The organism is Citrobacter sp. R56, from assembly GCF_016811995.1.
In the GTDB taxonomy this organism is placed as follows: Bacteria; Pseudomonadota; Gammaproteobacteria; order Enterobacterales; family Enterobacteriaceae; genus Citrobacter_D; species Citrobacter_D enshiensis.
The window spans coordinates 2,444,515-2,470,315 of sequence record NZ_CP069159.1 but is presented as its reverse complement, the minus strand read 5'-3'; the positions used below and the strand labels follow the sequence as shown (position 1 = coordinate 2,470,315).

The 25,801-nt window shown below is 52.9% G+C and carries 28 protein-coding genes and 1 pseudogene; 10 read left to right on the top strand and 19 right to left on the bottom strand.

Annotated features, from left to right (window positions below; genetic code table 11):
- Positions 1-48: 48 nt before the first annotated feature.
- Both JM656_RS11745 and JM656_RS11740 read right to left on the bottom strand, forming a co-directional pair.
- Complete coding sequence (locus JM656_RS11745; RefSeq protein ID WP_203357950.1) at positions 49-1,146, bottom strand: alkene reductase; 1,098 nt, start codon at positions 1,144-1,146, stop codon at positions 49-51.
- A 57-nt stretch (positions 1,147-1,203) separates the two neighbouring features.
- Positions 1,204-1,803: a TetR/AcrR family transcriptional regulator gene (locus JM656_RS11740; protein WP_203357949.1), complete on the bottom strand. Its 600-nt coding sequence runs from the start codon at positions 1,801-1,803 to the stop codon at positions 1,204-1,206.
- A gap of 153 nt (positions 1,804-1,956) precedes the next feature.
- On the opposite strand from JM656_RS11740, the gene JM656_RS11735 reads away from it, so the two are divergent.
- The 3 genes from JM656_RS11735 to sodC all read left to right on the top strand — a co-directional run bounded on the left by JM656_RS11735 (position 1,957) and on the right by sodC (position 3,739).
- Positions 1,957-2,196, top strand: coding sequence for a DUF1289 domain-containing protein (locus JM656_RS11735; protein ID WP_203357948.1), 240 nt, complete (start codon positions 1,957-1,959; stop codon positions 2,194-2,196).
- Between the two features lie 49 nt (positions 2,197-2,245).
- Positions 2,246-3,142, top strand: a complete 897-nt coding sequence (locus tag JM656_RS11730; RefSeq protein WP_203357947.1) for an aldo/keto reductase family oxidoreductase — start codon at positions 2,246-2,248, stop codon at positions 3,140-3,142.
- Between the two features lie 75 nt (positions 3,143-3,217).
- Positions 3,218-3,739 carry a superoxide dismutase [Cu-Zn] SodC gene (gene sodC, locus JM656_RS11725; RefSeq protein ID WP_203357946.1) on the top strand — a complete coding sequence of 174 codons (522 nt, stop codon included), beginning with the start codon at positions 3,218-3,220 and terminating at the stop codon, positions 3,737-3,739.
- Here sodC and JM656_RS11720 read toward each other — a convergent pair.
- From JM656_RS11720 to JM656_RS11710, 3 genes and pseudogenes are all read right to left on the bottom strand, one after another.
- Positions 3,715-5,755 (bottom strand): annotated as a pseudogene (locus JM656_RS11720) (FUSC family protein). The gene sodC and the pseudogene JM656_RS11720 overlap by 25 nt on opposite strands.
- On the bottom strand, positions 5,755-6,618 hold the full coding sequence (locus JM656_RS11715) for an HlyD family secretion protein (RefSeq protein ID WP_203357944.1): 864 nt from the start codon (positions 6,616-6,618) through the stop codon (positions 5,755-5,757). Before JM656_RS11715 ends, JM656_RS11720 begins: the two are co-directional and overlap by 1 nt.
- Before the next feature lie 2 nt (positions 6,619-6,620).
- Positions 6,621-6,857: a DUF1656 domain-containing protein gene (locus JM656_RS11710; RefSeq protein WP_203357943.1), complete on the bottom strand. Its 237-nt coding sequence runs from the start codon at positions 6,855-6,857 to the stop codon at positions 6,621-6,623.
- Between the two features lie 194 nt (positions 6,858-7,051).
- Between JM656_RS11710 and slyA the strand changes: the two genes are divergently transcribed.
- On the top strand, positions 7,052-7,492 hold the full coding sequence (slyA, locus tag JM656_RS11705) for a transcriptional regulator SlyA (RefSeq protein WP_192612106.1): 441 nt from the start codon (positions 7,052-7,054) through the stop codon (positions 7,490-7,492).
- A gap of 72 nt (positions 7,493-7,564) precedes the next feature.
- Here the strand turns inward: slyA and slyB are convergent, their stop codons facing one another.
- Positions 7,565-8,032, bottom strand: coding sequence for an outer membrane lipoprotein SlyB (slyB, locus tag JM656_RS11700; protein ID WP_162380421.1), 468 nt, complete (start codon positions 8,030-8,032; stop codon positions 7,565-7,567).
- Positions 8,033-8,310: 278 nt separating this feature from the next.
- On the opposite strand from slyB, the gene anmK reads away from it, so the two are divergent.
- The 5 genes from anmK to pdxY all read left to right on the top strand — a co-directional run bounded on the left by anmK (position 8,311) and on the right by pdxY (position 12,884).
- Positions 8,311-9,432 (top strand): anhydro-N-acetylmuramic acid kinase, encoded by a 1,122-nt coding sequence (gene anmK, locus JM656_RS11695; protein ID WP_203357942.1) that lies wholly within the window; start codon positions 8,311-8,313, stop codon positions 9,430-9,432.
- 92 nt (positions 9,433-9,524) lie between these two features.
- Entirely contained in the window at positions 9,525-9,848 is a 324-nt protein-coding gene (gene mliC, locus JM656_RS11690) for a C-type lysozyme inhibitor (protein ID WP_203357941.1), read from the top strand.
- Positions 9,849-9,906: 58 nt separating this feature from the next.
- Entirely contained in the window at positions 9,907-10,563 is a 657-nt protein-coding gene (pdxH, locus tag JM656_RS11685) for a pyridoxamine 5'-phosphate oxidase (RefSeq protein ID WP_203357940.1), read from the top strand.
- Positions 10,564-10,689: 126 nt separating this feature from the next.
- Complete coding sequence (gene tyrS / locus JM656_RS11680; RefSeq protein ID WP_203357939.1) at positions 10,690-11,964, top strand: tyrosine--tRNA ligase; 1,275 nt, start codon at positions 10,690-10,692, stop codon at positions 11,962-11,964.
- 59 nt (positions 11,965-12,023) lie between these two features.
- A complete protein-coding gene (pdxY, locus tag JM656_RS11675) occupies positions 12,024-12,884 on the top strand; it encodes a pyridoxal kinase PdxY (RefSeq protein ID WP_203357938.1) in 861 nt (286 codons plus the stop codon).
- Between the two features lie 92 nt (positions 12,885-12,976).
- Here pdxY and gstA read toward each other — a convergent pair whose 3' ends face one another.
- From gstA to blr, 12 genes are all read right to left on the bottom strand, one after another.
- On the bottom strand, positions 12,977-13,582 hold the full coding sequence (gstA, locus tag JM656_RS11670) for a glutathione transferase GstA (RefSeq protein WP_203357937.1): 606 nt from the start codon (positions 13,580-13,582) through the stop codon (positions 12,977-12,979).
- Positions 13,583-13,686: 104 nt separating this feature from the next.
- Complete coding sequence (gene dtpA, locus JM656_RS11665) at positions 13,687-15,192, bottom strand: dipeptide/tripeptide permease DtpA (RefSeq protein ID WP_203357936.1); 1,506 nt, start codon at positions 15,190-15,192, stop codon at positions 13,687-13,689.
- 612 nt (positions 15,193-15,804) lie between these two features.
- Complete coding sequence (gene nth / locus JM656_RS11660; RefSeq protein WP_192612114.1) at positions 15,805-16,440, bottom strand: endonuclease III; 636 nt, start codon at positions 16,438-16,440, stop codon at positions 15,805-15,807.
- Positions 16,437-17,132: an electron transport complex subunit E gene (locus tag JM656_RS11655; RefSeq protein ID WP_203357935.1), complete on the bottom strand. Its 696-nt coding sequence runs from the start codon at positions 17,130-17,132 to the stop codon at positions 16,437-16,439. The genes nth and JM656_RS11655 overlap by 4 nt, the downstream gene beginning before the upstream one ends.
- Positions 17,133-17,134: 2 nt before the next feature.
- Complete coding sequence (gene rsxG, locus JM656_RS11650) at positions 17,135-17,755, bottom strand: electron transport complex subunit RsxG (protein WP_203357934.1); 621 nt, start codon at positions 17,753-17,755, stop codon at positions 17,135-17,137.
- Between the two features lie 3 nt (positions 17,756-17,758).
- On the bottom strand, positions 17,759-18,817 hold the full coding sequence (gene rsxD, locus JM656_RS11645) for an electron transport complex subunit RsxD (protein ID WP_203357933.1): 1,059 nt from the start codon (positions 18,815-18,817) through the stop codon (positions 17,759-17,761).
- Entirely contained in the window at positions 18,818-21,025 is a 2,208-nt protein-coding gene (gene rsxC, locus JM656_RS11640; RefSeq protein ID WP_203357932.1) for an electron transport complex subunit RsxC, read from the bottom strand.
- Positions 21,018-21,596, bottom strand: coding sequence for an electron transport complex subunit RsxB (gene rsxB, locus JM656_RS11635; RefSeq protein WP_203357931.1), 579 nt, complete (start codon positions 21,594-21,596; stop codon positions 21,018-21,020). Before rsxB ends, rsxC begins: the two co-directional genes overlap by 8 nt.
- Positions 21,596-22,177 carry an electron transport complex subunit RsxA gene (gene rsxA / locus JM656_RS11630; RefSeq protein WP_005121199.1) on the bottom strand — a complete coding sequence of 194 codons (582 nt, stop codon included), beginning with the start codon at positions 22,175-22,177 and terminating at the stop codon, positions 21,596-21,598. Before rsxA ends, rsxB begins: the two co-directional genes overlap by 1 nt.
- A gap of 76 nt (positions 22,178-22,253) precedes the next feature.
- Positions 22,254-22,694, bottom strand: a complete 441-nt coding sequence (locus JM656_RS11625) for a DUF2569 domain-containing protein (RefSeq protein WP_192612120.1) — start codon at positions 22,692-22,694, stop codon at positions 22,254-22,256.
- Between the two features lie 91 nt (positions 22,695-22,785).
- Complete coding sequence (ydgT, locus tag JM656_RS11620; RefSeq protein ID WP_162380406.1) at positions 22,786-23,001, bottom strand: transcription modulator YdgT; 216 nt, start codon at positions 22,999-23,001, stop codon at positions 22,786-22,788.
- Positions 23,002-23,305: 304 nt separating this feature from the next.
- Positions 23,306-23,431: a division septum protein Blr gene (gene blr, locus JM656_RS11615; protein WP_203361281.1), complete on the bottom strand. Its 126-nt coding sequence runs from the start codon at positions 23,429-23,431 to the stop codon at positions 23,306-23,308.
- A 241-nt stretch (positions 23,432-23,672) separates the two neighbouring features.
- Here blr and JM656_RS11610 point away from each other — a divergent pair, with 241 nt between their 5' ends.
- Positions 23,673-24,713, top strand: coding sequence for an oxidoreductase (locus JM656_RS11610; RefSeq protein ID WP_203357930.1), 1,041 nt, complete (start codon positions 23,673-23,675; stop codon positions 24,711-24,713).
- Positions 24,714-24,768: 55 nt separating this feature from the next.
- On the opposite strand, the gene add is transcribed toward JM656_RS11610, so the two are convergent.
- Entirely contained in the window at positions 24,769-25,770 is a 1,002-nt protein-coding gene (gene add, locus JM656_RS11605) for an adenosine deaminase (protein ID WP_203357929.1), read from the bottom strand.
- Positions 25,771-25,801 lie beyond the last annotated feature (31 nt).

Here is a 25,801-nt window from a genome sequence, read left to right as displayed (position 1 = left end):
TAGCGGCGTTTTTACGCCGCTATCAATGCAGGATTACGCAATGCGAAATTACAGGGTAGGGTAGTCGGTATAACCTTCCGCGCCACCGCCATAGAAGCTTTCTGCGCGTTGCGGGTTGAGTTCGGCTTTATGTTGCAAACGCGCAACCAGGTCCGGGTTGGCGATATACGCACGACCAAATGCCACAGCATCAATCAACCCTTTTGCGATCAGATCCTCGGCTTTTTCCGGAGTGTATGCGCCAGCGCCGATAATCGGGCCATGGAAGAGCTCACGCACTTTGCGACGGAATTCTTCGCTATACGGCTGACCGCCCGCCCAGTCCGGTTCGGACATATGCAGATAAGCAATACCGCGTTTACCCAGTTGTTCAATCAGATACAGCGCGTCGGCTTCTTCGTTCGGGCCGTTATCCACATTCTGGAAAGAACCTATCGGCGACACGCGAATACCAATGCGCTCTGCGCCCCATTCCTGAATACCGGCATCCACCACTTCCAGCACCAGACGCGCACGGTTTTCTACGCTACCGCCATATTGATCGGTACGGTGGTTTGAGGTCGGAGAAAGGAACTGATGTAACAGATAACCGTGGGCCGAATGCAGCTCCACCAGATCAAACCCGGCTTCACGCGCATTCGCAATCGCCTGACGGAAATCGTTCACGATACCTGGAATTTCTTCGGTTTCCAGCGCGCGCGGCATTGAGGTATCTACGCGGGTCGCATGACCATTTTCATCGCGCAGAGAAGTACGGGTATTTGCGCTGATCGCTGACGCCGATACTGGCGCCTGGCCATTTGGCTGCAGGCTGTTGTGAGAAATACGCCCGGTGTGCCAAAGTTGAACGGCAATATGCCCCTGTTCCGCGTGAACGCCGGCAGTGATTTTTTTCCATGCGGCAATCTGTTCCGGGCTGTGCAGCCCAGGTGCGCCAGCGTAACCTTTCGCCTGGGCCGAAATCTGGGTTGCTTCGGAGATGATAAGCCCAGAACTTGCGCGTTGACGATAATACTCGGCCATTAACGGTGTCGGAATATCGCCAGGTTCAATGCTGCGCAAACGCGTAAGAGGGGCCATAAATACGCGGTTTGCGGCGGTAATGGCCCCGACTTTCAGTGGGGTAAATAATTTTTCGGACGACATAATGAATGACTCCTGAGTAGACCGGTCGACTAGTGATAAGGTAAATAAAAACGCCTGTTAAACGGCAGGCGTTGCAACAATGGTTTTTACGTGTGCCAGCGCGCTTTCCAGCGGTGCTGCACTACGAGAAATTTTGGCCTGCAGATTCGCCCCTAACCACAGGGCATAAAGTACCTGCGCCTGTTGCAGAGGTTCACCGACAAACGACAAACAGTGACTATCACGTCCTTTTTCCAGGGCTTGCGCCAGCAGCGTGGTAATGTGCCGGGCACCTTTGTCCATCGCGGTACGCATATCTTCCGAAAGATCGCACACCTCAGCGGAAAGTTTAACGGTTAAGCACCCGCTAATACTGCCCTGTTGGCAGAACTGCTTCAGGTTTTCCTGGTAGTACGTCAGAACCCGGTCGCGATAATTTCCCGCACCGGATTCCAGCAGTGTCGCCAGACGCAGATGGTACGCCGCGTAGTGGCGTTCCAGCATCGCGACGCCAAACGCTTCTTTTGAGCGAAAATAGTGATAAAACGAACCCTTGGGCACTTCGGCGGTTTTCAGCAGTTCGCTCAACCCCATTCCGGTGAAGCCTTTCTGCATGCAAAGCTTTTCGCCTGTTGCCAGAAGATGTTCGCGTGTGTCATGTTCAGTCTGTTTGTTCATGGGAAAAGAGTGTAATAGACCAGTCGGTCTAATGCAACAGAAGTTGCCAGAATTTCAGTTAGCGTCTTCAATTGTCATAGAGACATCATCCTTCAGGCGGTGCGCCGCAACATGAAGTATGTGGTGCAGGGCTATCTTAATTAAGGAGGGAATGTGGCTGAGCAGTTGGAGTTTTTTCCCGTCCAGAGCCCGTGTCGTGGCATCTGTCAGTCGGATGATCGTGGGTTTTGCCGTGGATGTCTGCGCAACCGTGATGAGCGCTTTAACTGGCAAAATATGAGCGATGCCGAAAAACAAGAGGTGCTGCGCTTATGCCGTCAGCGCCTGATGCGCAGATTGCGTGCAAACAAACCTGACCCGCAGGAAGAACCGCAACAACCTTCACTCTTTTAAAAGCGTAATTGCGTATACTCAAAACCTGTCTATTGATGAGGAAGCTGTTATGGTTCAGCGTGTCACGATTGCGCCGCAAGGTCCGGAGTTTTCCCGCTTCGTTATGGGCTACTGGCGTTTGATGGACTGGAATATGTCCGCGCGTCAGTTGGTGAGTTTCATTGAAGAGCATCTTGAATTAGGCGTTACCACGGTTGACCATGCGGATATTTATGGTGGCTACCAGTGTGAAGCGGCATTTGGCGAGGCCATGAAGCTGGCGCCGCATCTGCGTGAACGCATGCAAATTGTCACCAAGTGTGGTATTGCCACGACCGCCCGGGCAGAAAATACGCTCGGTCATTACATTACCGATAGCTCCCATATTATTGCCAGCGCGGAACAGTCGCTGAAAAATCTGGCAACCGACCATCTTGACCTGCTGTTGATTCATCGCCCCGATCCGTTGATGGACGCCGATGATGTCGCAGAAGCGTTTAAACAGTTGCACAAAAGTGGAAAGGTTAGCCACTTTGGGGTGTCAAACTTCACGCAAGCACAGTTCACGTTATTGCAGTCACGCCTGCCGTTCACACTTGCGACAAACCAGGTGGAAATCTCGCCGGTTTACCAGCCGCTGTTGCTGGACGGTACGCTCGATCAGCTCCAGCAACTGCGCATTCGTCCAATGGCCTGGTCCTGCCTCGGCGGTGGACGCCTGTTTAATGATGACGAATACCAACCGCTGCGTAATGAACTTGCCACGATTGCGGAGGAGCTCAATGCGCAATCCATCGAGCAGGTGGTGTATGCGTGGATTCTACGACTGCCTTCGCAGCCATTGCCTATTATCGGTTCCGGGAAAATTGAGCGGGTGCGTTCAGCAATTGAAGCAGAATCGTTGAATATGTCGCGCCAGCAATGGTTCCGCATCCGCAAAGCCGCTCTCGGTTACGACGTGCCATAACCAACATACGGACTTTACGCTCAAGATTATTTCGCTGGTTTACACTTAACGGGGAGATAAATTGACGGAGGTCCTATGAAACGTGTGAGTCTGGCAATGTTGACGCTGTTGGTTTGTGCGGGTGCGCAGGCCAACAGTGAAAAAGTGGAAATGAATCTGGTGACATCGCAAGGCGTCGGGCAAGCGATTGGCACGGTCACTATCACCGAAACCGATAAAGGCCTGCAATTTACCCCCGATCTTAAAGCGTTACCCGCAGGAGAACATGGTTTTCACGTCCATACCAACGGTAGCTGCGAGCCCGCGATGAAAGAGGGGAAAGCCTCTGCCGCGGAGTCCGCAGGAGGACATCTCGATCCCCACAAAACCGGCAAACATGAGGGACCCAGTGGCGCAGGCCATATGGGCGACTTGCCCCTGTTGGTGGTGAATAGCGACGGTACGGCGACAGCGCCCGTCGTTGCCCCGCGACTCACATCCCTCGATGACGTTAAAGACAAGGCGCTGATGATCCATGTGGGCGGCGATAACATGTCCGATCAGCCAAAACCGTTGGGCGGTGGCGGGGCGCGTTATGCCTGTGGCGTGATTAAATAATCAGAATGTCAGCGTACCCTGCGGTGGCGCTTGTTCAAGCTGCGAAAGTGAACAGTGAAGTCGCCAGATAAGCGCCGCCAGTTCCTGTGCTGCGGGCTGATGATGGTGCGCGAGCGTGTCGCAGATACGCTGCAATTCCTGCAATGTGGTGGCGAGTGGGCGTTGTTGAACGCCGCGCTCGCTCATCACGTTATGCAATAACGAGATGCAAATATCCCTCACCCGCGAAAGTGGGTCTGAACGTGCCTCCCAGGCGCGTAATTGCCAGACAACGTGCGAACAGTTCAGCAACACCACACCCCATCGTAATAGCCAACGTCGCGCTAATGCATCCTGGCTGTTGCTGAGTTGGCTAACATGATGATACGTCAGGGATTCAAACTCATTTTCGCTCAGAGAGGGATAACGGCTGAGCTGATCCACAAAATCCCGACGTAATGCGCGAATGTGACGTCGGCTTTTCCTGGCGTCTGAGCCGGGGCGTAGAATGGCGAATGCCAGCCAGGAGATGGCCACCCCGGCTATCTTGGCGGTGTTGTCGTTTAAAAACTCCGCCAGGTCATAAACCGGCGGGTTAGTGACGGCGACAAACGACCCCATAAATACAATGAGCTGCCCCCAAAGCCCCGCCAGCTTTGGCATTTGTAACTTCAGTAACTGCATCGTCGCGAGCAGCGGGAACAGGAACAACAGAAACTGCCAGAGATCGGTGATTTGTACCATCAGCCCAAATTTGACGACGAAACTGAACAGCGACAACAGGATAAGCGTGCGCATCAGCAGAGAGAGCGATTTGAACGGGGCCGCAACGGCAGAATAGAGTACGCAACTGATGGCCGCCAGCGTTAACGCGCCAGAACCTGACTCCCATTGTGCGCCAATGCTCCATGCGCCAATCACCATCAACGTGCAAAACGTACGTAAGCCACCCCAGATGGCTTCCGCGTTGTCGGTGTGGCGCGCAAGTCCGGGGCTGCGCTTCACGTTAATCTGCTCAACCGACGCGACATTTTCCAGCAAGTTTAAGCGATGGCTACTCTGTAAGTAGACCTGGCAGAAATAACGTAACCGCTGCCAGAATGCGATGTGCCGGTAATCTTGCTTGTCCAGAGGACGTAATGGGGCAATGATCCGCGCCACGGTGTAGCTGTCCGTCTGCGGTTTAGCGAGAGTGACCAGCAGTTGTTCAATCACCTCCTGGAGATGCGCCGGAGGGTTGGGCCAGTTCAGTAACATCCGGCGAAGACTTGAGATGACGCTGGTCAGGCGCAACTGTTGGTGCAGCAGTGAATTGAGCAAGGCATTCTGCTGACGAAAATGATAATGGCTCCAGAAGGCCTGGATGCGTAACAAATTCATCGTCAGGATTTGGCCGATCACACCTTCGTGGGCGGAACGAATGGCGTCAGTTGTCTCGGGCCGCCAGAGCTGACTGGCATGCTCCAGCAATCGCGCGTGCATGTTTTTTAACGCGGTGAGCAGTGCGGTGCCGTCAGAGGTGCTGGGCAAGATCATCATCATCATCGCCCCACACAGAATGCCCACAATTACTTCGCATACGCGGGCTTGAGCAATATCCCATAACTGGGTGATCTCGCTAATGTTAACCATCGGAAAGGCGATGATTGCCGCCGTATAACCCGCTAACTGAAACGCATAGGCCACGTTGTTGGTGAAGTGCGCGCAGGCCCAGGTACAAAAGCCAATCCAGGCGGCCATACTCAGCAAAAAGAGCCAGGGCTCGTTGAGGGTATGTCCCGCCAGGATCAGGGCAGCGGTTGCGCCAAGCAAACTCCCGGCGATTCGCCCCAGGCTTTTGCTGATAACGCCGCCTACCGTAGGAAAACTCACAACCGCAGCGGAGGTCATCGCCCAGTAGGGTTCATCCAGGTTCAGATAATAGGCAAACGTCAGCGCAAGACACATGGCAATGGTGTTGCGTAAGGCATATCGCCATTGCCCGGATGTCGCTTTAAACCAGGGGGCGTTTTGCAACACCTGATGAAGGCGTTTCATTAGCGCTGACCAGCAATCGCCACGCTGCATGTGGTGCCCGACACCAGCGTGACGTCATGCGGCAAGGCGTTAAATTCAATCCGCACAGGGACGCGCTGCGCCAGGCGAACCCACGGAACATTGGGCTTGATATCAGGCACCAGCCCGGAATCGCTTTCCACACTTTGGTCGTAGATGGCCCGGCCAATGCTGGCTACGTGACCCTGTAACTTTATATTGCCGCTGTACAATGTGATTTGTGCTGGAGCACCTTCACGGATATGGCGTAATTTGGTTTCCTCAAAATAGCCGATCACATAAAATGAGTGGCTGTCGACAAGCGCAAACAGGGGCTTGCCGGTGGTGGCATAATCGCCCGTGCGGGTCGAAAGATTGGTTATCCACCCCGCGACCGGGGCTTTGACTTCCGTCTGGGTTAGCTGCCACTGGGCCTGTTTCAGGGTTGCTCTGGCGACTTCAACACTGGCCTGCATGGCTTTAACGTTCAGATTCGCCGTGTCCATATCCTCGGCGGAGATATAGTTTTGGGATAAATGCCGACGGCGATTTGCCTCATTATTGGCTTTTGCCAGATCGGACTGCGCTTTTGCCAACTGTGCCTGTGCGTTAAGTTCTGCGATATGGAAAGGGGTCTTGTCGATGATAAACAGAAGATCGCCTGCATTGACGAACTGGTTATCTTTCACGTTGAGTTGAATAATGCTTCCGGAGACCTGAGGCGTCACGCTCACTTGTTCTGCCCGGACTTTGCCATCACGCGTCCACGGCGACTGCATGTAATAATTCCACAGCCACCAGCCGGCCAGCACGGCGATAACAGCAACCCCAATAGTTGAAAAGTATTTAATGGTTTTCAGGGACATAATCACCACACAATCAGTAAAATAAGGCTCAGGCAGACGCAAAGTGTAAAGAGAGAGAGATCCATCAGCAGGGGATGCCAGATTTCACCTGAGTATATCCAGTCGCGTAACAGGCGATGAATCATCAACCAGATGACAAATGCCAGCGCGAACGCTTTGAACAGGGGAGGAAAATAAACTGATGCGCCGAACACCAGATCTTGTAAGGGCAATCCTGTTGCGTTGAACATGAATGTCACAAGTACTATTCCTTTGCATTAGAAAGCGTGGCTTTAGGGTTAGTATAGAGCGGGGCAACGCACGTCTTTCTCGCATAATGTCTGAAAAAATGTCTACCTGTATGCAAATTTAGCAATACATTTGTTTTGAGAATATAAATACTGCACACTATTCTAAAATCAGTATAATAACTTAGCAAGCTAATTATAAGGAGATGAAATTGGAATCGCCACTAGGTTCTGATCTGGCACGGTTGGTGCGCATTTGGCGTGCTCTGATTGACCATCGCCTGAAACCTCTGGAGTTGACGCAGACACACTGGGTAACGCTGCACAACATTCATCAATTGCCGCCGGAGCAGTCGCAAATTCAACTGGCGAAAGCGATTGGCATTGAGCAGCCTTCACTGGTACGTACGTTAGATCAGCTCGAAGAGAAAGGGTTAATTTCACGACAGACGTGTCCAAGCGATCGTCGCGCGAAACGTATAAAGCTCACGGAAAAAGCCACGCCTCTTATTACCGAGATGGAAGCTGTGATTAATAAGACCCGTGGGGAGATTCTGGAAGGGATTTCTCAGCAGGAAATTGACATTTTAATCAAGCTGGTTGCCAAACTTGAGCACAACATTATCGAGTTGCAATCGCAGGATTAACCCGGAAAGACGTATGTGTGACCCGGCAGGCCACACATACTCGTCTTACGTCAGGCGGCATCAGCGCTTCGGTTAGCGCGGAGAGACGGTAACCTGGCTGCCGTTGCTGGCCAGTACAACGCGCTGACCTGCAGAGAACGTGGTGCTGCCTTGCTTCTGAACAACCATGATGGTGTTGCCGTCATCTTTACGGATTTCAAGCTCCACACCCTGCGTTTTGTTGATCGCGCCCTGTACACTCTGACCTGCAACGCCACCGGCTACTGCGCCCGCCGCGGTTGCCAGAGAGCGTCCGGTACCGCCGCCGACGGTGTTACCGATGAAACCACCCAATACCGCACCGCCGATAGCGCCGATGACATTCGAATCATCACCACCCTGAATTTGAACCGGACGAGCATTCACAATAGTCCCGTACGTGACATTCTGAACTTGTTTTGCTTCAGATGCGGTATAGACATCCCCGGAAAGGCTATCGGTGTTCGTACAGCCTGCCAGAGACAACCCCATCATTGAAACGATCAGCACACGTTTAATCATTTATAAATCTCCTGTTCACCACGAAACGCTACTTAAGCATCCCTCATGGTTAAATTATATGGCATTTGTGAGCCTAAGGTCACATGTTCTACTGGAACATTGTGAAAATCATAATCAGAATTGGGTTAACCAAGTATAAACGAACCATTCGCGAGACTTATCAGAATATAAACTCATCGCGCTGAACGCGCGGTCAAAATCTGGCAGTGAAGCGTGGCATTGACCGGTATATTATGGTTGAGTGTGATAAGTGAAATCCATGCCAAAAAGGAAAACATATGAAATCGGGCCGTTTTATTGGTGTTATGTCCGGGACCAGTCTTGACGGTGTCGATGTTGTGCTGGCGGCAATAGACGAAAATATGGTGGCGCAACAGGCGAGTCTGACCTGGCCGATTCCTGTTCATCTGAAACAGGCCATACTGGATATTTGCCAGGGGCAGCAACTCACGCTTTCCCAATTCGGTCAGTTGGATACACAGCTCGGGCAACTCTTTGCCGAGGCAGTCAACGCGATGCTGGTACAGCAAAATCTGAAGCCTCAGGATGTCATTGCCATTGGCTGCCATGGGCAGACGGTGTGGCATGAGCCCGGCGGGATTGCGCCGCATACCTTGCAAATTGGCGATAACAACCAGATCGTGGCACGCACCGGGATAACGGTGGTGGGTGATTTTCGTCGTCGTGACATTGCGCTGGGCGGTCAGGGCGCACCGTTGGTTCCTGCGTTTCATCAGGCGCTGCTGGCGCATCCCACAGAAAGGCGCATGGTGCTGAATATTGGGGGAATTGCCAACTTGTCGCTGCTGATCCCCGAACAGCCGGTTCGCGGCTATGACACGGGACCGGGGAATATGCTCATGGATGCGTGGATCTGGCGGCAGTGTGGCAAACCCTATGACAAAGACGCGCAGTGGGCGAGCGAGGGCAATGTTATCCTCCCACTGTTGCAGAATATGCTGAGCGACCCGTATTTTTCACTGCCGGCACCGAAGAGTACCGGGCGTGAGTATTTCAACTACGGCTGGATAGAACGGCATCTCTCATTATTTCCGGGTCTTCAGCCTCGCGATGTGCAGGCGACGCTGGCAGAACTGACGGCGGTAACGATCTCAGAGCAAGTTTTGTTGAGCGGCTGCTGCGAGCGGTTAATGGTCTGCGGCGGCGGCAGCCGTAACCCGTTGCTGATGGCGCGTCTGGCAGGATTGTTGCCTGGAACTGAAGTGACCAGTACAGATGATGCCGGGATCAGCGGTGATGATATGGAAGCGCTTGCCTTTGCCTGGCTTGCCTGGCGAACGCTCGCCGGACTCCCTGGAAACCTGCCTTCAGTGACGGGGGCCTCAGAACCGAGCGTACTGGGCGCTATTTTCCCTGCGAATCCACGATCTCAGAGTTAACTGAATTTTTCTTCGAGCGTATACCGTTACACTTAGGATGTTAAGGAGGGTGTTTTACCCTCCGGGACCAGGAAAGTCGTCAGGATACGTCTATGAAAAAACTCTTACTCGTTTGTCTGCCCATGCTGCTCACCGGTTGTAGTGTCTACAATCAATTTGTTGAGCGTATGCAAACAGATACGCTGGAATACCAGTGTGATGAAAAACCACTCACCGTCAAATTGAATAATACGCGACAAGAGGTGAGCTTTATCTACGATAATAAACTGCAAACGCTCAAGCAGGGTGTGTCCGCATCAGGCGCACGCTACACGGATGGCATCTACGTCTTCTGGTCAAAAGGCGACGGTGCCACAATCTACAAACGTGACAGAATTATGCTAAATAACTGCCAGTTACAAAACCCGAAGCGTTGAGATTTTCAGCAGGGCGGCGCACAATAGCGCCACCCACTGACAATCCGTAGCGAACATCATGTCTGATAACGACGAATTGCAGCAAATCGCGCATTTGCGCCGTGAATACACCAAAGGTGGCCTGCGTCGCCACGATCTTCCCGCCGAACCATTACCCCTTTTTGAACGCTGGCTGGGTCAGGCATGCGAAGCCAGACTTGCCGATCCGACAGCGATGGTTGTCGCGACCGTTGATGAAAATGGTCAACCTCATCAACGTATCGTGTTACTCAAGCATTACGACGATAAAGGGATGGTGTTTTATACCAACCTTGGTAGCCGTAAAGCGCATCAACTCGAAAACAATCCGCGCATCAGTCTGTTGTTCCCGTGGCACATGCTGGAACGTCAGGTGATGGTGATTGGTAAAGCAGAACGCCTGTCCACGCTTGAGGTGGTGAAGTATTTTCACAGTCGCCCGCGTGACAGTCAGATTGGCGCCTGGGTTTCGAAACAATCAAGCCGTATCTCCGCGCGTGGCATCCTCGAAAGCAAGTTCCTTGAACTCAAGCAGAAATTCCAGCAGGGTGAAGTGCCGCTGCCCAGCTTCTGGGGCGGATTTCGCGTCAGCATTGAGCAAATGGAGTTCTGGCAGGGTGGCGAACACCGTCTGCATGACCGCTTTTTGTACCAACGCGAAAATAACGGGTGGAAAATCGACAGGCTTGCTCCTTAAAGATGCAAATTTCTTGTTTTAAGCGCTGGTACTCCTGATTCCGGCGCTTTATTCTATGTTTCTTTCGCATCAGGCGAAAAGTCGTGTACCGGCTAAGGTGCAGTCGTTTTATACATGGAGATTTTGATGGCAAGCAGTAACTTGATTAAACAATTGCAAGAGCGGGGGCTGGTAGCCCAGGTGACGGACGAGGAAGCGTTAGCAGAGCGACTGGCGCAAGGCCCGATCGCGCTCTATTGCGGCTTCGATCCTACCGCTGACAGCTTGCATTTGGGGCATCTCGTTCCATTGTTATGCCTGAAACGCTTCCAGCAGGCAGGCCACAAACCTGTCGCACTGGTAGGTGGCGCGACCGGTCTGATTGGCGACCCGAGCTTCAAAGCCGCTGAGCGTAAACTGAACACCGAAGATACGGTTCAGGAGTGGGTGGATAAAATCCGCAAACAGGTTGCACCGTTCCTCGATTTCGATTGTGGCGACAACGCTGCTATTGCTGCGAACAACTACGACTGGTTTGGCGGCATGAATGTGCTGACTTTCCTGCGTGACATCGGCAAGCACTTCTCTGTTAATCAGATGATCAACAAAGAAGCGGTTAAGCAGCGTCTGAACCGTGACGATCAGGGCATCTCCTTTACCGAGTTCTCCTATAACCTGCTGCAGGGTTATGACTTTGCCTGCCTGAACAAACTGCACGGTGTTGCGCTGCAGATCGGCGGTTCTGACCAGTGGGGTAACATCACTTCCGGTATCGATCTGACGCGTCGTCTGCACCAGAATCAGGTCTTTGGTCTGACGGTTCCGCTGATCACCAAAGCTGACGGCACCAAATTTGGTAAAACCGAAGGTGGCGCGGTCTGGCTGGATCCGAAGAAAACCAGCCCGTACAAGTTCTACCAGTTCTGGATCAACACCGCAGATGCTGACGTATATCGCTTCCTGAAGTTCTTCACCTTTATGGACATTGAAGAGATCAATGCCCTCGAAGAAGAAGACAAAAACAGCGGTAAGGCACCGCGTGCTCAGTACGTTCTGGCCGAGCAGGTGACGCGTCTGGTTCATGGTGAAGAAGGTCTGGTGGCCGCAAAACGCATCACCGAAAGCCTGTTCAACGGCACGCTGAGCGCGCTGAGCGAAGCTGACTTCGAACAGCTGGCGCAGGATGGCGTACCGATGGTTGAGATGGAAAAGGGTGCCGATCTGATGCAGGCGTTGGTGGATTCTGAGCTGCAACCGTCTCGTGGTCAGGCGCGTAAAACGATTGCCTCGAATGCTGTCACCATCAACGGCGAAAAACAGTCCGATCCTGAATATTTCTTCAACGATGCGGATCGTTTGTTTGGTCGCTATACCTTATTGCGCCGTGGCAAAAAGAACTACTGTCTGATTTGCTGGAAGTAACGCATTAAGTAACAGGGAGTGAGAAATCACTCCCTTATTTTTAATGTTCAGGTAAAAAAATGAAGAATATCCTCGCCATCCAGTCTCACGTCGTTTTTGGCCACGCGGGTAACAGTGCAGCAGAATTTCCGATGCGTCGTCTTGGCGCGAATGTCTGGCCACTCAACACCGTTCAATTTTCGAATCACACCCAATACGGTAAATGGACAGGTTGTGTCATGCCGCCCAGCCATTTAACCGAAATTGTGCAGGGCATCGCTGAGATTGATCAGTTGCAGAAGTGCGATGCCGTACTCAGCGGCTATCTTGGCTCAGCAGAGCAGGGTGAGCATATTCTGGGGATTGTTCGCCAGGTTAAGGCAGCGAATCCGCAGGCGAAGTATTTCTGCGATCCGGTCATGGGGCATCCTGAAAAAGGGTGTATCGTCGCCCCAGGCGTGGCGGAATTCCACGTCCGTCATGCGCTTCCCGCAAGTGACATCATTGCGCCAAATCTGGTTGAGCTGGAAATTCTCTGCGAGCATGCTGTACATAATGTTGAAGAAGCCGTGCTGGCCGCCCGTGAGTTGATTGCGATGGGGCCGGAGATCGTGCTGGTGAAACATCTGGCGCGCGCAGGTTACAGTACGGATCGCTTTGAAATGCTGCTGGTGACCCGCCATGAAGCGTGGCATATCAGTCGTCCCTTAGTGGATTTTGGCACTCGCCAGCCGGTGGGCGTCGGCGATGTGACCAGCGGCCTGCTGTTAGTCAAACTGTTGCAGGGCGCAACCCTACAGGAAGCGCTTGAGCATGTGACGGCAGCGGTCTATGAAATCATGATCGCCACGAAGAGTATGCAGGAGTATGAGTTGCAGGTCGTTGCGGCACAGGATCGTATTGCGAAGCCGGAACACTACTTTAGCGCAACACAGCTCTGACTTAATGCCCGATGACGCTATCGTTTATCGGGCCATTGGTCTGTCCGTATTGTAGGCCGGGTAAGCGTAACGCCACCCGGCGATAACAATCGTTAATTCAGTCCCTCTGCTTTAAGCGCCGCCTTGACGGTTGGGCGCTCTGCTACCCGCGCCATATAGGCGTCAATATGCGTTAACCCTTCCATATTGAGCTTAACGGCTCGCGCCCACCGCAGCACGGTGAACAGATAAGCATCTGCAATGGTGAAACGCGGCCCACAGATCCATTGGTCATCGTTGAGTACGTCATTCACGTAGTGCAGCTTTTTCTCCAGAAGGGCGCGAACCGTCGGTTTGTACTCTTCCGGGGTGTCCGGGCGGAACAGCGGCGTAAAGCCTTTATGCAACTCTGTCGCAATGTAGTTGAGCCATTCCAGCGTTCTGTAGCGAGCAATACTGCTGGTGGGTGCCAGTAGCTGGCGGTCGGGGACGGTATCGGCAAGGTATTGCATAATGGCGACCCCTTCAGTCAGCAGCGTGCCGTCGTCCAGCAGGAGTGCAGGAACCTGTCCTTTTGGATTCACCGCGAAATAATCATCGCCGTTTTCCAGACGCTTTTTAATCAGATCGACGCTATCCAGCGTGAAGTCTTTACCGCTCTCGCGAAGGGTGATGTGGGAAGCAAGAGAGCAGGCGCCCGGTTTGTAGAACAATTTCATCGGTAACTCCTTTTTGCTGAGGTATAACCAATGGTAGTGCTACGTCGGCTAAAAAAAAGCCGCTAACTTAACGTTAGCGGCCTTAAAATCAGTTTCCCTGAAAATTACGCAGTTGCGGCCTTGGTGGCTTTTTCGCGTACATCGTCGTCCTGAGTCATGCGGTTCAGTTTTGGTGCTGTCAGCAGCATCAGAACAGCGATAACCGCAGTAGCGATACCAATCTGCAGGAACACACGACCATAGACTTCCAGAGACATCAGCGGGTCGGTCACGTTTTCCGGCACCGCCATCATGTTAGCGACATAGCCACCAATGATGTTTGCGCCTGCGGTTGTCAGGAACCAGCTGCCCATGATGAAGCCCATCAGACGCTGTGGAACCAGCTGTGCGACCATTGCCAGACCCAGACCAGAAATCATCAGCTCACCGATACTCTGTAAGCCGTAGCACATGATCAGCCAGTTAACGGATACGATACCTGCTTCGTTAGCGAATTTCGCGCCGACTGGCAGGATCAGGAACGCACCGGAGCACAGCACCATACCGATAGCAAACTTGGTTGGCATCGGCAGGGTATCACCCATCTTGTTGTAGATAGCGGCCAGAATCGGGCTACCGATAATGATCCAGAACGGGTTCAGCGCCTGATACTGCTCTGGTTCAAACGCGATACCCAGGATGGAGTGTTCAACGTTACGAATAGCAAAGAAGTTCAGAGACGTCGGCATCTGGCTGTACAGAACGAAGAAGATGATGGCTTCAAGCATCAGAATGAAGGCAACAATCATTTTACGACGCGCGGCACCTTTCATCGCAAAGGCTTCTTTACCGAAGATAAAGACGATGCCCAGTGCGATTACGCCCAGCGCCATACGTGCGACCTGCTGGTTGTGCAGCAGCCAGGTTGCAATCGCGATCAGCGCGATAACGCCCAGAATGGTCAGCAGCAGATGACGGAAGTTGATCGGCTCAAAGTCAGGTTTGGAACCGTACTGTTTAACCCAACGCTGGCAGAATGCGAAGTTAACGACCGTGATCAGCATCCCGACAACGCTCAGTGCAAATGCCGTGCTCCAGCCGTAGCGGGCAGCCAGCCATGGCGTTGCCAGCATGGAGAAGAATGAACCGATGTTGACGGACATATAGTACATGGTGAATGCACCGTCCAGACGCGGGTCATCTTTCGCATAGCAGGTAGAAAGCAGAGAAGACGGGTTCGCTTTGAACAGGCCGTTACCGACCGCGATGGCCGCCATACCCATATAAACGATACCTGCATCGTGGCCAGACCATGCTACCAGAGCATAACCAATCGCCAATACGACAGCACCCAGCATAATGACGCGTTTGGTGCCCAATACTTTATCACCTAACCAACCACCGATAGCGACCAGTCCATAAACCAGGGCGCTAAAGGAGGAGAAAAGGGTGATGGAGTCAGCTTCTGACATACCCAGTTGTTTTACCAGGTAGACGGCCATAATTCCTTGCAGGCCGTAATAGCCGAAACGCTCCCATAACTCGATAGAGAAAATGAGATAGAACGCTTTAGGCTGTTTGAATGCGTTCAAACTCACGCTTTCAGTTGGTTTATTGTTTGCAGTAGACACTTTTACCTCTTTTTTTACATCCCATATCAACGGGGGAGTTCAGGTACGTGATGAGTCAAGTTCATCCGTCCGATTGTTATAGTGGGAGGGGAAACGGCAAGTAATGTTCACTATCTTGCCCTGTCAGACAAGGGGTTTGTAATAGTCTGTTACATTTAACTTATCTGGTGTAATCATCGGCCGCACGAAATGTTATGTAGCGTTAAATTTTTTCTAATGAAGAAAGGCAGTTTATTACTCTACAGGAAGGGGCGGAAATCCCCATGGTGGCGATATGTTCTACTATATAAGGTTTTTAGTAGTGAAATAGGCCATTATCTGAAAAATAGCCAGTGTAATGTTTTGTAGTGAAAAGAGGGGGTCAGGTCAACTGATTGTGACTTTAACAAGAAGTGGTAAAAAAATTCACATCGAGTTATCAAAGTGATCTTGATCACGTATGAATAGAAATTTCCGCTATCAAAAAAACGATTAACCTGGTGGAGTGTTTAATAGCCAGCATATTCCATTGGAAAGGCTTTCTGACCTGGTATCATTGTCGGTGAATGACGGCGTCTCGAGGGTGTAACAAAACGTTATGAATGTAAGGAGGAAGGGCATCCTCCGTGTCATTCAGATATCGACTTTCTCTTTAAATTCACAGAGATCCTCAATAATGCAGGAACCGCAACGGGGTTTCCGGGCGATACAGGTGTAGCGTCCGTGAAGAATTAACCAGTGGTGGCAATCGACTTTAAATTCCGCCGGAACTACTTTGAGCAGCTTTTCTTCAACCTGCTCAACGTTCTTGCCCGGCGCAAACTGGGTCCGATTGCAGACGCGGAAAATATGCGTGTCGACGGCAATAGTCGGCCAGCCAAAGGCGGTATTGAGTACCACATTGGCGGTTTTACGTCCTACCCCTGGCAACGCTTCCAGTGCGGCGCGGTCTTCAGGAACTTCACCGTTATGTTGCTCCAGCAATATCCGACAGGTTTTGATGACATTCTCGGCTTTGCTGTTGAACAGGCCAATTGTCTTGATATAGGACTTAACGCCCTCTACGCCGAGCTCCAGCATCGCCGCAGGGGTGTTGGCGACGGGGTAGAGCTTCGCGGTCGCTTTGTTCACGCTAACGTCTGTGGCCTGCGCGGAGAGCAAAACGGCGATCAGCAGCTCAAACGGCGACGTAAAATTTAACTCTGTCGTGGGGTGCGGATTGTTGTCGCGAAGACGCGTCAGGATTTCCAGACGTTTTGTTTTGTTCATGAGACATTCCCTGTTTCACCTGCTGGTGAATCTGCCGTAACGGCTTCGGCACGACGCTTTTTCATCTTCTCATCGATAAGGTATTTCACAGCCAGCATGAGTCCCAGACCGATAAAGGCTCCCGGCGGCAACATTGCCAACAGGAACGGTGAGTCGGTATGGAAAATTTCTACTCGCAACACTTTTGCCCAGCTGCCGAGCAGACCGTCTGCACCGTCGAATAAGGTTCCGTTGCCGATGATTTCGCGAAGCGAACCGAGCACAAACATTGCGCAGGTGGCGCCCATCCCGATAGAAAAACCGTCAAGCGCCGACAGCGCCGGGCCTTTTCTGGCGGCAAACGCCTCTGCACGGCCAACCACAATGCAGTTCGTCACAATCAGAGGGATAAAAATCCCCAGCGACTGGTACAAGCCAAACGCATAAGCATTGATCAGCATTTGTACTGCGCTGACCACGGACGCAATGATCATCACGTAGATAGGGATGCGGATCTCCGCGGGTGTCCAGCGACGCAGTGCCGAAATCGTCAGGTTGGTGAGTGTCAGTACAAGTGTCGTGGCAAGACCCAAACCGAGCGCGTTGGTGGCGGTTGAGGTGACTGCCAGCAGGGGGCACATACCGAGTAACTGCACGAGGGCGGAGTTATTTTTCCAGAGCCCCTGAACAATGACGTCTTTAATTTCGCTCATGGTTATTCTCCACAGGCGGTGAGTTGGGGGAGTTGCGCAGGCAGTGTTTGCGCATACAGACCTGCGCGTTTCACCGCATTAACAACTGCTCGCGGCGTAATGGTCGCGCCGGTGAACTGGTCAAAGTCGCCGCCATCTTTTTTTACCGCCCAGTGCGCGTCATTTTCTCCACCGATGCTCTTGCCCGCAAAGTGGGTTATCCAGTCGGAGAGACGCAATTCTATTTTGTCGCCCAGGCCCGGCGTTTCATGGTGCTCGGTCACTCGCGTGCCGAGGACCGTACCGTTGAAATCAGCACCCACTAACAGCCGAATTGCACCGGAGTATCCATCAGGCGCCGTAGCTTCGAGAATTGCCGCAACAGGTGTATCGTCCATACGGGCGATATAAACGCGATGTGCGCCTTTCCCCAATGCCGGGCTGTTTACGACAAAGCAGCTATTCTGCAGATTATTATTGTAGCGGTCCGCCGGAATTACCTGATCAAACAACACTTTTTGCTGCAACGCGGCCTGCTCATCGATCGTCGTTTTTGTCATCATATTGATGGCGGCGGTCAGTCCTGTCGAACCCGCTGCAAACAGCGCCAGCGTGATGCCGTGTTTACGAATTGTTTTCAGCATGGTTTATCCTTTTCGATGACCGTACACGCGAGGTCGGGTGTAATAGTCGATCAGGGGAACGGTGATGTTTGCCAGCAGAACGGCAAAGGCCACACCATCGGGATAACCGCCAAAACTGCGGATAAGCCAGACTAACAAGCCGACCAGCGCGCCAAAAATCAACCGGCCACGATTCGTCGTTGAGGCTGTCACAGGATCGGTCAATATAAAGAATGCGCCCAGCATGGTCGCGCCAGAGAGCAGATGTAACTGCGGCGATGCCAGTGACTGAGGTGAAAAAAGCCAACCTAACGAAGCGCACAGGGCAAGCGTCAGCAAGAAACTGACGGGAATGTGCCATTTGATAGCCTTCGTCCACAGCAGCCATACGCCGCCAGCCAGCCAGGCCAGGTTCACCCATTGCCAGCCAGCACCCGCCAACATTCCGCTGTAGATGGGGTATTGCATGATCTGCTCAACCGAGTGACCTGCATGCAGCGATGTCTTAAAGGTATCCAGCGGCGTTGCCTGGCTGATACCGTCAATACCCATCCGCAGTGTGTTCATATCACCGCCAGCGGCGGTATGTCCGGTGAAAATCACCTGTAGCGCATCGGAAAAACCAGGAACAGACGCTGCGATTTCGTGCGGAGGCAACCAGCTGGTCATCTGTACCGGAAACGAGATCAGCAGCACCACATAGCCAATCATCGCCGGGTTAAACGGGTTTTGCCCAAGGCCGCCGTACAGTTGCTTGGCAATAATGACGGCAAACACAGTCCCCAACACGACCATCCACCAGGGGGCGAGCGGCGGAATACTCACTGCCAACAATAAACCCGTAAGCAGGGCGGAGTTGTCTTTTAATATCGAGACGACAGGCTGTTTACGTAGCTGGAGCACAATGGCTTCGGCAATCAGCGCGCTGGCTGAGGCCAGGACTATCTGGAACAACGTCCCCCAGCCGAAAAACCACAATTGAGCGGCAATCCCCGGCAATGCGGCGATAAGCACCAGCAACATGATGCGCGATGTCTGGCGCTGGTTATGGGTATAAGGGGAGCTTGCGATTCTGAATACCATTTATTCCTCGTTAACAACCTGCTGCTGTGCGGCTTTTTTTGCCTGAGCGCGGGCAATCGCTGCTGCGATGGCCGCTTTGCGTGGGTCCACGGGCTCGGAAGGTTCACTGGCCGTCTGTTGTTCCAGCTTACGTGCTTTGGCGCGGGCAATCGCCGCTTCGACGGCGGCTTTGCGTGGGTCCACGGGCTCGGCGGGTTCACTGACTGCCTGTTGTTCCAGCTTACGCGCTTTAGCGCGAGCAATGGCTGCTTCGACGGCGGCTTTGCGTGGGTCCACGGGCTCAGCGGGTTCGCTGACTGCCTGCTGTTCCTGCTTACGTGCTTTGGCGCGGGCAATGGCCGCTTCGACGGCGGCTTTGCGCGGATCTACGGGCTCGGCAGGCTCACTGCCTGACTGCTGTTCCTGTTTACGCGCTTTAGCCCGGGCAATGGCCGCTTCGACGGCGGCTTTGCGTGGGTCTACGGGGTCGGCTGGTTCACTGGCAGTCTGTTGTTCCTGCTTGCGTGCTTTGGCGCGGGCAATCGCTGCTTCGATGGCGGCTTTGCGCGGATCTGCATCGGTACGGCTCTCTTCGATGTTGCCGTTTTCAGCCTGTTTTGCTCTGGCCTGTGCTTTGCGCGCTTCTCGCGCGGCAATCACCGCACTATTGTCAGGTTTCGCCCCCGCCTGAATAACCACCGGTTGCATTGCCTGGGCTTGCTTTTCTTTCACGCGAGCCAGCGCGGCGGCAATCGCATCATGATCTTTCGCAGCAGGTTGCACAGCGGCGCTTTTGTGTCGCTCAAGACGCGCGGCTTTCTCACGCTCAAGTCGTGCCTGTCGGGCTTCGAAGCGTGCTTTCGCTTCTGCGGCGCGCTTTTCTTCCTGACTGATGGCGTAGAGCTCGGCTTTTTCCTGCCGGAAGTACTGCACCAACGGGATATTGCTCGGGCATACCCAGGCGCAGGCACCGCATTCAATGCAGTCCGCCAGATTGTGCGCCGTCGCTTTGTCGTGCTGCTGGCCTTTGCTAAACCAGTACAACTGCTGAGGCAGCAGATCGGCCGGACACGCATCGGCACAGGCGCTACAACGGATACAGCCTTTTTCTTCCTGCGGTTCGCCCATTTCAGTGACCGATGGCGCAAGGAGACAGTTGGTGATCTTCACGACCGGAACATCCAGCCACGGCAGGGTGAAGCCCATGAGCGGCCCCCCCATAATCACCATCTGATCGGCGGAAGGGCAAAAACCGGCATCGTCCAGGAGGTGGCGAACCGGGGTGCCCAGTCTTGCCCAGACGTTGCCGGGGCGACTCACCGCCTCGCCAGTCAACGTTACGACGCGCTCGGTAATCGGTTCACCATCAATAACCGCACGTTTAACGGCATACGCGGTGCCGACGTTTTGCATCAACACGCCAATATCGGAGGAACGGCCGCCATGCGGAACCTGCTTACCGGTCAAAATTTGTGTGAGCTGTTTTGCGCCGCCGGAAGGGTATTTCGTCGGAATAACGCGCAGCGAAATGTCGTGCGCGTCAGCCAGTACCGCCCGCAACATGGAAATGGCCTGCGGTTTGTTATCTTCAATGCCGATCAAAATCTCACGCGGTTGCAGAATGTGCGCGAGAATGCGGATACCTTCGACCACCTGGGCGGCGCAGTCCTGCATCAGGCGGTCATCTGCCGTAATATAGGGTTCGCATTCCGCCGCATTGATGATCAGCGTTTCGATCTTGTCGCCGCCGCCCTGTAATTTAACGCCAGTCGGGAATCCCGCACCGCCGAGTCCGGCAACGCCGTACTGGTGAATACGGGAGATCAGATCTTCACGACTCCGGGTACGATAATCCGCCCAGCCCTCGCGTTCAATCCAGCAATCTTCGCCGTCAGCATCAATAATGACGCTGAGTTCTGCCAGGGCGGAAGGATGCGCGGTGGAATGGGGAGCAATGGCAACGACGGTGCCGGAGGTTGGCGCATGAACCGGCAGCATTTTTCCGCGACCGCGGGTCAACGGTTGTCCGCGTAACACGCGATCGCCCACGTTGACGCACAGTTCACCTTCGGCGCCAATGTGCTGTTTTAAGGGAATGACGAAACGCGGCGCCAGCGGAACCTGGCGCAGGGGCGTACCGTTTGACTGGGTTTTCATTTCCGGTGGATGAATGCCGCCGTCAAAATCCCAGATCTTATCTTTTCTAAAGGCAGAGAATAACTTAAGCATGTTGTTCCACGGGAATGATACGAACGGGAATGGTGTTCAAATCCCACTTCCAACTGTCAGGCGTTTCAGCCACCGGACGTAATTCGATGCACTGGGTCGGGCAAGGGTCGACACACAGATTGCAGCCGGTGCAGAGATCGCTCATGACCGTGTGCATCGCTCGGGTGGCACCCACAATCGCGTCTACCGGGCAGGCCTGAATACATTTCGTGCAGCCGATGCAGTTGTTTTCATCAATGATTGCCAGCATGCGGACCGGGATGAGTTCCTGTTCATCCCCGTCAATGGGTTGCGGGTCTACATTCAGTAATTCCGCAATTTTGAGCATGACGGCTTCACCGCCAGGTGCGCAGCGGTTTATTTTCTCACCTTCGCTGCCAATCGCCTCTGCGTAGGGGCGACAGCCAGGATAACCGCATTGCCCACACTGGCTTTGCGGCAGAATTTCGTCAATTTTCTCGACAACCGGATCATCTTCAACCGCGAAACGGCGGGAGGCATAACCCAGAATGGCGCCAAACGCCAAACCCAGCAGGCTCACGGCGGCAACGGCAATCCAGATAGCATTCATTACAACTTCACCAAACCACTAAAGCCCATAAAGGCTAATGACATTAAACCTGCGGTAATCAGCGCTATCGCGTTGCCACGGAAGGGGGCAGGAACGTCTGCCACGGCGAGGCGTTCACGAATCGCGGCGAATAACACCATGACCAGAGAGAAGCCGACGGCCGCGGAAAAACCGTACAGCGCCGACTGCAGAAAATTATGACCGAGGTTGATGTTGAGCAAAGCCACACCTAACACCGCGCAGTTGGTGGTGATAAGCGGCAGAAAGATCCCCAACAGACGATACAGTGCTGGACTGGTTTTACGCACCACCATCTCGGTAAATTGCACGACCACGGCAATGACTAAAATAAACGCCAGCGTGCGCAGATAGATGAGATCGAGCGGGATAAGAATCCAGGTGTCGATCAACCAGGCGCAAATAGACGCAAGCGTCATCACAAACGTGGTTGCAAGCCCCATACCCATCGCGGTTTCCAGCTTTTTGGAAACTCCCATGAATGGACAAAGACCCAGAAACTTAACCAGTACAAAGTTGTTGACCAGCACAGTTCCGACAAAGAGCAGCAGGTAATCAGTCATTTTTCGGCCTGAAATAAAAAAGCCGCCTATTATCTGTCAATCTACAGCAGGCGACAACAGGTGAACTGTAAGGTTATTACGGGTTCACAAACGTGGCTTTTACGCGCGCTGAACGTTTGAAATAGGGTGCCATCAGGGCTGCTGCCAGTAACGGAAACAGCAACTGGCGAACGGCAAAAGCATCAGGCACTGGCGAAAACGCAAACGCTTTGATGGCCAGTAATACCGATATCAGCAGCCAGAGAATATAGTGCTTAGGCACACATTGCCTGCGTTTGAAGAAGGCAATTGTCAGCCACAACGTGTAATACCACATCGCAATCGCAGTCAAAAATGAAATGCCCCAGAGCACTAAGTTGCCCGTCTCTTGTTCACTCAGCGCTTTTAGCGTTTGCGGATTCGCAAGCGCAGTGACGTAAAGCAGCAGTGCCAGTGATGCGCTCAATAGCGCGACTAACAGCCAGGCTAACGGGCCAAGCAACCAGCCTCCAATGCGTTGTGCCGGTGTTGTGGTCATATCTTCTCCAGATTTGCTGGCGCTAACAGGCATACCCTCTATTTTGGGGCGATTATTATAAATCTTTTAACGGCGATCGCTACTCTCTTCGTTATTGCACGTAATGCCAGACAGATTTGGGCACCTGACCGACATCAAACAGTCGTCCACCGGAGATCAATTCCGCACGACGATGGTCGGCGGCACGGTACATATTGATAATCTCCCGATCGTCAGTCAGCGTGTAGTTAAGATGGTCGAACAATTTTTCCAGACTTTCGAGTGAACTGATTTTACGGAATTTTAATAGATAATCCTGGACAGTCATAAATAGGGATCCATATTAAAAAAATAACACTAACGGAGTAGTAAATATGAAAATACACAACCAGGCGCAGGGAACGTTAAGCGACACGTGATTTTCAAAATAAGATAGTTCTTACGTATAAACAGGCGGGTGCAATTAAGGACCCGCCGGAAGGGTAACGCGCTTCATTAAAACAGGCAATAAACGTCGGGTCTGGATGCGGTACATTTATCCTATTTTGATAAATTTACAGCGGATTCACGGGGTGACCAAACGGTAAACATCCTCGCGTCATGCCATGTACGGCGTCTGATCCCGGCGACGTTTATTTTTTCCCAACGGTGGCGGTAGGTTCTGGAGGTTGATAATTGTCGATATGACTGGCTACACCCAAAAGAATGACGGAGACCACAAGAACAACCCAGCCTGTTAATTCAATAAGACGATTCATTACTGACGACATTTGCTTTGATTTATCCATAAACACAGGATGCAAATGTTACCCATCAACATTTAAGACGGCAAGTTCATCGGGAACGATTTCAACGACTTTTTCACAACAAGTTTAGGTAAAGTGGCATTTGTTTGACTTAAGTTAACTTATGGCCTTTGTCGTTGTAAGGCCATTAAACTATTGTGAGTGGTTATTGGATAGTGTGAAATGTGAATGTTCTGTAATGAGAGGCAATGACATGAGTGACAACATCCGTGTTGGGTTAATCGGTTACGGTTATGCCAGCAAAACTTTCCATGCACCTTTGATCGTAGGGACGCCTGGACTGGAGCTGGCGGCGGTATCCAGTAGTGATGAAACAAAAGTGAAGGCTGACTGGCCTTCTGTGGCGGTTGTCTCTGAGCCTAAACATCTTTTCAACGATCCGACTATCGACCTTATTGTGATCCCCACCCCGAACGACACGCACTTCCCGCTGGCAAAAGCGGCGCTGGAAGCGGGGAAACACGTCGTGGTGGACAAACCGTTTACCGTGACACTGTCACAAGCGCGTGAGCTGGATTCACTAGCCCGCAGTCTGGGACGGGTGCTTTCCGTTTTCCACAACCGGCGCTGGGACAGCGACTTCCTGACGCTGAAGGCGCTGCTGGCTGATGGTGTGCTGGGCGAGGTGGCGTATTTTGAATCTCACTTTGACCGCTTTCGTCCGCAGATTCGCGATCGCTGGCGGGAACAGGGCGGACCGGGCAGCGGTATTTGGTATGATCTGGCGCCGCATTTGCTCGATCAGGCCATTAATCTGTTCGGCTTACCTGTCAGTATGACGGTCGATCTCGCGCAACTGCGTCCGGGCGCGCAGTCTACCGATTACTTCCATGCCGTGCTGGCCTACCCACAGCGTCGGGTCGTTCTGCATGGCACGATGCTGGCGGCGGCGGAATCGGCACGCTACATCGTGCACGGTTCGCGCGGAAGTTACGTAAAATATGGTCTTGATCCGCAAGAAGAACGCCTGAAAAATGGCGAACGTCTGCCGCAAGAGGACTGGGGCTACGATATGCGTGACGGTGTGTTAACGCGTGTTGAGGGTGAAGAACGTGTGGAAGAGACCTGGCTGACTGTTCCGGGTAACTATCCGGCTTATTACGCCGGTATCCGCGATGCGCTGAACGGTAACGGTGAAAATCCGGTTCCGGCGAGTCAGGCTATTCAAATTATGGAACTGATTGAACTGGGTATTGAGTCAGCGAAACACCGTGCAACGCTAAGTCTTACCTGATTTTCTCTCTTTTCGGCAATGCCGGATAAGCGTGGCTTATCCGGCAACGATACGCTTACGCCGCCGCCACTTTTTCACGTAGTGCGCGTTTTTCCGCTTCACTCAGGAAAGCCATTTCCAGACCGTTGATTTGCGCCTGGCGAATCTGCTCGCGGGACAGACCTGCCGCAGGTGCCGCGACGGTGTATTCGTGAATAATATCTACCCCTTGTACGGCGGGATCATCGGTATTGAGGCTTGCCATCACGCCATGTTCAAGGAACGTTTTCAGTGGGTGTACGGCGAGGGATGCGACGGTGCTGGTCTGAATATTGGAGGTCAGACACGATTCAATCCCGATACGCTGCTCAGCCAGAAAATCCATTAACGCACGATCTTCAACGGCTTTTACGCCATGACCAATTCGCTCAGCGCCCAGCTCACGGATAGCCTGCCAGATACTTTCCGGACCGGCCGCTTCGCCTGCGTGGACGGTAATATGCCAGCCAGCGTCACGTGCGCGATTAAAGTGTGACAGGAACAGGCTGCCCGGGAATCCGAGTTCGTCGCCAGCCAGATCGAGGGCGGTGATGCGATCGCGGTGGGCCAGCAATGCTTCAAGCTCCTGCAAGCATGCCGCTTCACCGAATGTGCGGCTCATGATGCCGATCAGACGGACTTCAACACCGAACGTTCGGCTGCCTTCCTGCACGCCAGCGATGACCGCTTCGACCACGCCCGCAACAGGGAGTTGATGGCTCATGGCCATGTAGCCCGGCGAAAAACGCAGTTCAACATAATGCAAACCGTTACGTGCGGCATCTTCCACGTTCTCGTAGGCCACGCGACGACAGGCATCCAGCGAGGCCAGCACTTTCACGCCCCAGTCCAGTTTGGACAGGAAACTGACCAGGTCAGGTTCTGTCGAGGTTACCTGTACATGTGGGATCAGGGTTTCAAGTGTTTGAGCGGGGAGGGTCAAATTAAACTGGCGGCCAAGATCAAGAATAGTTTGGGCACGAATGTTGCCATCAAGGTGGCGATGAACATCAGTTAACGGAAGGGAAGTATCAATCATGGTCGCACTCATTTTTTGAATATAAAAGTGC